The organism is Pedococcus sp. 2YAF34 (assembly GCF_052114585.1).
Classification (GTDB): Bacteria; Actinomycetota; Actinomycetes; order Actinomycetales; family Dermatophilaceae; genus Pedococcus.
Genome location: NZ_JBFRFA010000059.1, coordinates 1 through 9,598 on the forward strand (window position 1 = coordinate 1; position 9,598 = coordinate 9,598).

Annotated in this window: 5 protein-coding genes and 1 pseudogene; 1 reads left to right on the plus strand and 5 read right to left on the minus strand. The window is 73.5% G+C overall.

Going from position 1 to position 9,598, the window contains the following annotated elements:
* The 5 genes from AB4Z02_RS18440 to AB4Z02_RS18460 all read right to left on the minus strand — a co-directional run.
* Nucleotides 1–1,509 (minus strand): hypothetical protein (locus tag AB4Z02_RS18440; RefSeq protein WP_441972794.1); only part of this gene is annotated, 1,509 nt, incomplete at its 3' end.
* 87 nt (nucleotides 1,510–1,596) lie between these two features.
* The gene (locus AB4Z02_RS18445; protein ID WP_441972796.1) at nucleotides 1,597–5,223 is read right to left on the minus strand and encodes an ABC transporter transmembrane domain-containing protein; all 3,627 of its coding nucleotides are present in this window, start codon (nucleotides 5,221–5,223) and stop codon (nucleotides 1,597–1,599) included.
* Nucleotides 5,220–6,026 (minus strand): protein kinase domain-containing protein, encoded by an 807-nt coding sequence (locus AB4Z02_RS18450; RefSeq protein ID WP_441972798.1) that lies wholly within the window; start codon nucleotides 6,024–6,026, stop codon nucleotides 5,220–5,222. The genes AB4Z02_RS18445 and AB4Z02_RS18450 overlap by 4 nt, the downstream gene beginning before the upstream one ends.
* Nucleotides 6,027–6,059: 33 nt before the next feature.
* Entirely contained in the window at nucleotides 6,060–7,328 is a 1,269-nt protein-coding gene (locus AB4Z02_RS18455) for an FHA domain-containing protein (protein WP_441972800.1), read from the minus strand.
* Nucleotides 7,321–9,255, minus strand: coding sequence for a glycoside hydrolase family 15 protein (locus AB4Z02_RS18460; protein WP_441972802.1), 1,935 nt, complete (start codon nucleotides 9,253–9,255; stop codon nucleotides 7,321–7,323). Before AB4Z02_RS18460 ends, AB4Z02_RS18455 begins: the two co-directional genes overlap by 8 nt.
* A gap of 206 nt (nucleotides 9,256–9,461) precedes the next feature.
* Here AB4Z02_RS18460 and AB4Z02_RS18465 point away from each other — a divergent pair.
* A pseudogene (locus AB4Z02_RS18465) lies at nucleotides 9,462–9,598 on the plus strand (inositol-3-phosphate synthase); the annotation flags it as partial.

Sequence of the window (9,598 nt, forward strand, 5' to 3'; positions counted from 1 at the left end):
GGGTGCCCCGGGCGCGACGCCGGCGCGGGAGGCGGCTGCGGCGCCACGGTCGTCGGTGTGCCGGCCGTGGGGTGAGGCGGCCCGCCCGGGCGCCACCCCGCCGGCGACGGGGGGCGCCGGGGGAGCGGCACCGGAGCGCGCCGGCGCGGCCTGGGGTTCGTCACCGCGCCCCTTCCGACGTTGCCGCAGGGCCACGCCGACGACGATCAGGGCCAGGAGGGCTGCCGCCACGAGTGCGGCCACCACGAGCGGGGTCCGCGACGACCCGGCCGAGCTCGACGTGGTGCTCGGCGCCGCGACGGTCGCCGGCGGGCTGCCGTGCCCCTTGGCGACCATGTCGTTGGCGATGGCCAGGTCTGCCGTGGCCAGGGCATGGCCGCGGAACTGCTTGAGGGTGTTCTTCAGGCCGGGGATCGAGGCGGCGTACTCCTTGTTCTTGAAGTGGTGCATCGCCGCCTCGAACTGGGCGTCGGTGAGGCCGGGCCGGTTCTCCACCCCGGCGTTGGCCAGGACCTTGAGGATGGTGGTGGCACCGACCAGGGTCGGCACAGCCTGGCCGGGGGCCGCGGGCCCGGGGATCAGGCCGATGACCTGGCCGCCGGAGGTGCCGCCGTCGACCACCGGCCCGCCCTCGATGCCGTGGCCCAGCTGCTGCTTGAGCATGACCGAGCCCTCGGCCTCGTCGGGCTTGAGGCCGACGGACTTCAGGACGGGGCCACCCGGCTGGGCGAAGTGCTGGGGGATGTCGTGCTGGCCCGTGGGGTTGGTGTTCTTCGGGTCGGGGGTCGCCGACACCGGCCCCGGGACGCCGACGAAGCCCAGCACGTCCATGGCGTAGTCCGTGGGCAGTGGCGGGGCGAGCCGCACGGTGGGGACGCCGTTGGAGCGCACGCGCAGGAGGCCGACCTCCTTGGTGGACTGGGCGAGGAGCGGGTCGGCGGAGAGGTTGCCGTCCTTGGCCTGCGAGACGACGTACGGGTGGACGGTGAACTGCAGGCTGGTGCGGAAGACGCAGCCCCCGGCGTCCTGCAGGCTGACGTGGGGCGGGTAGCAGGCCTGCAGGCGTTGCTCGATCCGGTTGGTCCTCGGGCCGATGTGGCGCCGGACGAAGGGGTCGCCGGTCAGCCGCGCCTGCCTCGGGTAGCGCCTGGCGAACGCCTGGTTGACCGCGTACACCTCACCGCGGACCAGGTTCTGGGAGAGCAGCGCCCCGGTGGTGACCACGGTGCCGTTCGGGTCGACGAAGAAGCCGCTGGCCGTGTCCAGCACGGGGGCCGAGGTGGACTCGAAGACGTGGACGTGGACGCCGTGCTTGTCCGGGAACTGGTCGTGCTCGATCAGGGTCACCTCGGCGTGGGCGCGGGCCTCGATGAACACCACCGCAGGGGCCGCGCGCTCGATGGGCGTGGGGTGCGTGTGCGCCTGGGCGGCAGGAACGCTGAGCGCCAGCAGCCCGAGCGAGCAGGCAAGGGCCATCGGCAGCAGCCGGTGACGTTGGTGAGAAGACATACTTGCTCCGCACGACCGAGACGACGGGCAGTCGTTGTGCGCGGCAACCCCTTTGCCATCCATGGAAGACCTCCCTGTCTGCGCCTGTCAATCGCCTGTGAGTGCGTGCCGACCCCGTCGGTCCGCATTTGTCCGGGTCTGGGCCGCGGGCCTCCGGGAGCCCGCAGCGGCCTCGTCCAGAAGGTCGAGGGCCAGCGCGACCCGGTCCGGCTTGAGCTGCAGCCAGCTGCGCAGCGCGAGGTCGGCCAGGAAGGCGGCGTGGTAGAGGTCCACCCGTCGCGCGAGCGCCTCTCCGTCGAGGTCGGGGCGCGCTGCGGCGTAGTCGGCGAGGAAACCCTGCTGCAGCTCACGGACCAGCGGGGCGCCGCGAGAGCCGTCGAGCCCAAGGGCCCTGCGGGCCGCCAGGGCCAGGTGTGCGGTGAGGTGGCCGAGGTCCAGGGCGGGCTCGGCGACGCAGGCCGAGTCGAGGTCGAAGAGGCTGTGGATCGGGCCGTCCAGCAGGACCTCGGACGGAGTGAGGTCGCCGTGCGCGAGGACCGGCGGCAGGCCCGACGACCCGGCGGCCGCGGAGCGCAGCGACGCGAGGTGAGATGCCAGTGTGCCCGCCAGTTCCGGGGCGACCTGCGCGAGCGTCTCCGTGCCTGCTGCGAGCCGGTCGACCTCCCCCGAGAGCGTCCGCGGGCGCGACGCGCCGACCTCGCGCGGGTCGACGGCGCCCGGTACGGGGCGGTGCAGGGCGGCGGCCACGCGGGCCAGGCCGCGCAGCGCCTCCGGTGCACCCTGTTCAGCAGCCGCCTGGCCCTGGGCGTGGGCTCGGACCAGGCCGGGGAGCCGTGGGCTGCCGGGGAGGGCCTCCGACACGAGGAGCCTGCTGTCGGGCAGGTATCCGAGCACGCGAGGGAGCAGGAACGGCTGGGCCCGCAGGCCCATGCCGTCCACCCCGCCGAGGCTCCGCTGCAGTGCCGCCACCGTCGGGCCGACGGCACCACCCCGGTCGTCGTCGAAGACCTTGCCGTAGGCGACCTGGCGCAGCGTGCGGCCACTCGGCTGCACCCGCCACCACAGCTCGTAGCGCAGGACCGCCTGCCGCCCGACCGTGTGCTTGACGACCTCGGTGCGGAGGCCGGCCATCTCCAGGCCGGACGCAGCCTTGGGGAGGACGGGTTCGAGGACCGCACGAGCCAGCTCCTCGTCGGCTGCCACCAGAAGCCCCGGCAGCTCGGGGTCGACGGGAAAGGCGTGCAGCACCAGTCCCGCCCGAGGCAGGACGTGGACCGCGTCGCCGAACGGTCCCAGGCGGCCGAGCCGGGGTGCCGACCGCGCCAGGGCAGCGGCCCTGTCGCCGTACTCGACCGCGCGGTCGGCGGAGGCGAAGACGCGCCCGCCCACCAGCACCTCCTGGTCGGCGGACGAGCGCTCCGACCGCACCGCCGCGCGGTACCGCACGGTGGCTCCGTGGGGGAGGTCCAGCACCACCTTGTCCACCACGCACGACTGCAGGACCCAGCCCTCGCGCAACATCCGGCCGAGGTGACGGGCCACGGCGGCCGCGTCGACGGCTTCACCCAGCCCGGGGAGCCGCGCGGAGAGCGCGGGGGTCCGCAGCGGGTCCAGCTCGGGGTGCACCGGCCGCACGACGGAGGGCACCGGACGACGCCAGCCGGTGAGCTCCTGGTACTCCTGCGGTGACGCGGGGCGAGGCACGGCGTCGAGCAGGCTGGCGTCGAACGCGGCGCGGGTGACCTCGTCCTCGCGTGCCGGTCCCCGCCCGACCGCCAGGACGGCGGCCTCGCGATGGAGCTCGACGGGCGCCGCGGGCTCGAGCCGCTCGAGCCGCTCGACGGGTCCGACGGGTTCGGCGCCGCCGGGCGCCGCCTCCGCCATGGCGACCCCGAACTGGCTGGCGTAGAGCTCGGCGTACAGGCCCCCACCGGCCAGCAGGTCAGCCGGTGTGCCCTCCTCCAGGACGCGCCCGCCGGAGAGCACGATGATGCGGTCGACGCCACGGATCAGGTTGAGGTCGTGCGACACGATCAACGCCGAGCGCCCTTGCAGCAGCGTGCTGAGCGCCTCGGCGACGCCGGCCGAGGCCTTGGCGTCCAGCCCGGTCGTCGGTTCGTCGAGGATGAGGATCGGGGTGTCGCGGATGAAGGCGCGCGCGATGGCCAGCCGCTGCCGCTGGCCGCCCGACAGCGTGCCCGCCCTCTCGCCGAGCACCGTGTCGTAGCCCTGCGGGAGCGTCCTGATGAAGTCGTCGGCCTGCGCCTGGACCGCGGCCCGCACGACGTCGCGCATCGTGGCGCCGTCCCGCCCGTAGGCGATGTTCTCCGCCACCGTGCCGCGCAGCAGGATCGTCTCCTGCAGCACCATGCTGATCTGTGCCCGCAACGAGTCGATGGTGAACTGACGGATGTCGTGGCCGTCGAGCAGCACCGCCCCGGCCTGGGGGTCGTACAGCCTGGGCAGCAGCTGGGCGATGGTGCTCTTGCCGGCACCGCTGTGACCCACGAGCGCGACGGCCTCGCCGGGGTCGACGGTGAAGCTGACCGAGCGGAGGGTGAGCCGGGTCGATTCGCCGTCCTCGTCGTCCTCGCCTGCGCCGCCCTGGTCCACCTGGGGCTGGTATGCGAAGCTCACGTCGCGGAACTCCATGGCCCCGGTCAGCAGCGGTGCCTCCGCCGCGGCAGGCAGGTCCTGGACCGCCGGCTCCCGCTCGAGCACCTCCGCCACCCGTTCCACGCTCGCGTAGACCTTGGCGACGCTGTTCCACTCCTTGATGATCCGACGGGTCGGCTTGAACATCCCCTGGATGAGCAGGATGAACGTCACGAGGTCGCCCGCGCTGATCGAGTCCGACCGCACGAGCCGTGCCCCGAAGAGGATGACCAGGGCGATGACGGCGGCCTCGAGGATGGCGACGGTGAAGCCGAACACCGCCTCGAGCCGGGCGGTGCGCAGGATGGCGTCCTTGGCCGAGCTGCTCTCGCGGGCGAACTTCTCCTGCTCCTGGCGTGCCCTGCCGTAGGTCTGGACCAGGCTGATCGTCGTGAGCATCTCCTGCGCGGTCGAGGCGAGGTCGCCCTCGCGGGCGCGCAGCGTCTTGGTGGACGCCTTGATCCGCCGGGCGAAGAAGCTCGACACCGCCGCCAGCGCCGGGACGATCGCCACGGCCAGCAGCGCGATCCGCCAGGACTGGGAGAACAGGAACGCCACGCTGCCGACGAGCAGCAGGGCGCTGCCGAGGAGGTCCTTGACGGACTCCACGACGAACTCCTCCAGGACCTGCACGTCGTTGGTGATGCGGGTCAGGACGTCGCCGGTGCTGCGCCGCAGGTGGTAGGCGAGGGAGAGTCGCTGCAGGTGCGCGTAGAGGGCCGCGCGGACGTTGTAGCCCAGGGCGCGACCGGTCTTGGCCAGGGAGACGTCGCAGAGGGACTCGGCCGCGCTGCTCGTCGCGGTCACGACCACGATCGCCACGGCCAGGACCGCGATGCCCGCGCCCCGGGGTGCCCGGAGCCCGAAGAGGATGGGTGCGTGGTCGTCCTTGAGCAGGGTCACGACCGACCCGATCAGCTTGGGGACCGCGATGACGGTGACGGCCTCGACGAGCATGAGGACCAGGGCACCGACGAACCGCGTCCGCTCGCCACCGGCGAACCGGCGGAAGATGGCGAGGGTCCGCCGGGAGTCGCCGTGGCGGTTGGTGCTGGTCACGTGGGCAGCCCGTCGATGTCGTCGGCCATGGCGGCCGCCGTCGGGTAGCGCTCGCCGGGGTCGGGGTGGATGGCCCGGCCCACGACCGCACGTTCGCGGGTGCTCAGCCCGGCATCCGGTTCCGGCCTGGTCCGCAGGAACATCCGCGCGGCCACCATCGGGTCGGCGGAGGTCAGGGCGGGGTAGAGGCCGAACCCCGTGAGCGCGATGTGCAGCGTGACACCCAGCGCCCAGATGTCGCTGTGGCGCCCGGCAGGCGCACCCCGCATGAGCGCAGGGTCCACGAACTCGAGGTCGCGCGCGTCGCCCCGGGTGCCCAGCCCGGTCAGGTGCTCCCCGGGTGACAGCACCTGGGCCACTGCCGGCTCGGCCAGCACCGCCCTGCGCAGCGCGAGCAGGATGTTCGCGGGGCGCACCCCGCGGTGGACGATGCCTGCCTCGTGCAGGGCGTGGACAGCGCGCGCGGCACGGCCCACCGCCTCCACGCGCTCGCGTCGTCCGACCTCACGGGTCGGCGAGGCCAACGACCCGAAGGGCTCGAACTCCATGGAGCAGAACGCAGTCCGCCCTTCGAGTCCCGCCTCGTGGAGCCGGACGAGCAAGGGAGAGGCGAGGTCGGCGAAGGCGTGCAGCCGCTCGACCATCAGCGCGAAGCCGTCCTCGGCAGCGTCCGCCGAGAAGACCTTGACGGCCACGGGGGCGTGGTCGACGTCCAGGCGGGCCGGCGGCGTCGCCAGGAACACCTGCCCGTGGACGCCGCGGCCGACCTCGCGGACGAAGACGTAGCCGCCGATGCCTTCCACACGAACTCCTTCCCGGCGTGGCCCTCGGTGTGCCTAGCTCAGCTGGTAACGGTCGAAGAGGACCTCGCGTCGGCCCAGGCGCAGCCGGTCCCCGGGCGCGAGCGGCACACCCGGGTCTGAGGGGACGAGCACCCACGGGCCGGCCGAGCCCGACCGGCTCACGTAGGTGCCGTTGGCGGAGCCACGGTCGACCACCGCGACCCGCCACCCCGACAGCCGGATCTCGGCGTGGACCCGGGAGGTGCTCTGCTCGCGGTCCCGCAGGACGACGGGGCGGGCACGGCCCGAGCTGACCTCGGGCGCCTGGCCCGGCTCGCGGCCCAGCACGACGTCGTCGGTCACGGTGAAGACGCGCCCGTCGTCGGTGATGAGGATGCCCAGTGGCGGCCGTGGCCTGGTCTCGCGTGGACCGTCGCGGTCCAGGGGCGCCCCGCAGGCCTGGCACTCCTCGAGGTCCGGACTGTTGAAAGCCCCACAGCGACAGACGATCCCGGAGACGAGCACAGGGGTCGGGGGCCCCGGCGCGGACGTGGCCGGCGTGCTGCCGAAGGGCGGGGAGACCGCGGGTGAGGCGCCGCCCACGGGCAGGGGTGACCGCGCTCGTGCCGGGTCGGGGGCTCGGGGCGCGAGGCTGACGACATGGGCGCGGGGGGCGGTCCGGAGCACCGTCATCGCCCGCCCGCCCGGTGGCGTGTCGGTGCCCGTGGACGCCCGGCCGACCCCTGGCGTCGCCTCGACGCCCGGTCGGTGCAGCGTCACGCCGGCCCCCGGGACCTGACCATCGAGCAGGTCGAGGAGCAGGGCGCCCGGACCCGCGTGCGGGCCGGCCTCGTCGGTGTCGTCGATCTCGTCGGTGTCGTCGGGGGCGTCGGTGCCTCGCACCGAGAGGCTGCTGAAGGTCGCCGGCAGGGACCGCTGCACCCATGCCCCCGTCCGCGCGCCCGTGAAGGAGCCCGGGTCCTGGTCGTCCACGGCCACCTGTACCGCGCCGTACGCCATCACGTGGACGTGGTCCCCCTGGGCTGCCAGGCAGGCGAAGGCGGGCACGCGGCTGCTGCCGGACCCGCTGACGAGGTCGCCCAGCAGGCGCAGTACGTCCTCACCACCGGGCGCGCCGTGGTGTGTGCACAGTCCCACCAGCTCGGCCAGCAGGTCCTGCTGGGAGCCGTCGACGGTCGGCACGACCAGCAGGAGGCCCCCCCGTCGCAGGACCAGACCCTGGCCGGGGAGCACCTCCACCCGGCCGAACAGGCTTGGTGCTGTGGGACGTTCGTGGTCGAGCACCGGCGTGAGGTCAGTCATCGTGGCTCCGCGGACGCCCGTCGAGGGCACTGTCGAGGTTCACCGCCGCGCTGATGAGTGCCAGGTGGGTGAACGCCTGGGGGAAGTTGCCCAGCGCCTCCCCGGAGGGGCCGATCTCCTCCGCGTAGAGGCCGAGGTGGTTGGCGTAGGTGAGCATCTTCTCGAAGGTGTGCCGCGCCTGGTCCAGCCTCCCGGCGCGGCTCAGCGCCTCGACGTACCAGAACGAGCAGAGGTTGAAGGTGCCCTCGGCCTCGGTGAACCCGTCGGTGCCGTCGTTGCGGTAGCGGTGCACGAGGCTGTCCGTCACGAGCTCCTCCTCGATCCGCTCGAGGGTGGCCAGGAACCTCGGGTCGCGCGGGCCGGTGAACTTGACGAGCGGCATGGCGAGGGCGCCGGCATCGAGGGTGTGGCTGCCGGGGTACTGGACGTAGGCGCGCCGGGCCGGGTCCCACGCGCCCTGCTGCACGTGCAGGTAGGCGCCGTCGGCGGCGGACCGCCAGCGCTCGAGCGGCGCGGGCAGCCCACGCCGGCGGGCGATCTGGATGCCACGCTCGAACGCGACCCAGGTCATGACCGAGGAGTAGGTGAAGCGCTGCCGGGGGCCCCGGACCTCCCACACGCCGTGGTCCGGCTCCTCCCAGTGGTCCTGGAGCCAGTCGAGCTGGCGGCACAGCGCCTGCCACAGCTCGTAGGAGATCGGGTCGCCGTACCGGTCGTAGCCCCAGACCGAGTCCATGAGCTCCCCGTAGATGTCGAGCTGCAGCTGGTGGGCGGCGCCGTTGCCGATGCGGACGGGTCGCGAGCCGCGGTAGCCGCACAGGTGGTCCAGCGGCTCCTCGACGGGCGCCGGCGCCCCGTCGATGCTGTAGAGGATCTGCAGGCCCTCCCCGGACGGCGCCTCCGTGCAGCGGTCCTCGAGCCACGCCATGAAGGCGGCGGCCTCCTCCGTGTAGCCGAGACGCATCAGGGCGTAGATGCTGAACGCGGCGTCCCTGACCCAGGTGAACCGGTAGTCCCAGTTGCGGGTCCCGCCGATCGCCTCCGGGAGGGACGTGGTGGCGGCCGCCACGAGCGCGCCGGTCGGCTGGTGCACGAGCAGCTTGAGCGTGAGGGCAGAGCGCTCGACCATCTCGCGGTAGCGCCCCCGGTAGCGCGACTTGCGGACCCACTGCTGCCAGTAGGCGAGCGTGGCCGAGAGGAGGGCCTCGACCTGGATGAGCTGGAGGGGATGGGTCGACCCGTGCCGGGACAGCTCCAGCGCCAGGGTCTGCCCCTCGGCCAGCACCGGCCGGGCGACCGCAGCGCGACCCTCGGCCGCCAGCGGGACGGTCGAGCGCAGCACGAGCTGGCCTGCGGCCGAGGAGAAGAAGGCGCCGGCGCCCTCGACGATGTCGACCTCGGTCCGGGCCCGGCCGTAGTCGAACGCGGGCGCGCACCGGATGTCGACCTCCACCTGTCCCCGGACCGCGCGCACGACCCGCACCAGGTGCATCGTGCCCGGGTCGGCGTGCTTGACCTCGCGGGGCACCATGAAGTCAACGACCTCGCCGACCGAGCTCTCCCCGAGGAACCGCGTGACGAGCACGTTGGAGTCCGGCAGGTACATCTGCTTGGTGCGGGTGGCGCCCTCGCACCGGACCGTGAAGCGACCTCCCCGCTCGGGGTCGAGCAGGGCGGCGAAGACCGACGGGGAGTCGAAGCGCGGCAGGCACAGCCAGTCGATGTCGCCCTGCGTCGACACCAGCGCCGCCGTCTGCAGGTCGCCGATGACCCCGTGGTCCTCGATCGCGACATGCGGCGGCGCCGGAGCAGGTGATGGTCCGCTGACACCCATGCGCACCGCCTCCAGCAGGCCCGGGCCCGCCGCGTAGCTGACTGCTGATGATAACGCCGCGCCGCGGCCGGGCGGCTCGGCGAAAGGACGCACGGACGGCGCCGGCACCCTCACCCAAAGGACGGAAGGGCGCGCTCGACCCGCGGCGCTCGACCGCGGCGCGAGGGGGCGGTGCTCCACCGCGGCGCGAGGGGGCGGTGGGCCCACACCTTGGGTGCCTCCCCGAGCAGGTGGCCCGACCGGACACTCGACTCCAACGCCGCGGGAACGGCCGGCGGTGAGGAGCGAAGGAGTAACCCATGGGATCCGTGCGTGTCGCCATCGTCGGCGTCGGCAACTGCGCCAGCTCGCTGGTGCAGGGAGTCGAGTACTACAAGGACGCTGACCCCTCGGGCACCGTCCCGGGTCTGATGCACGTGCAGCTCGGTGACTACCA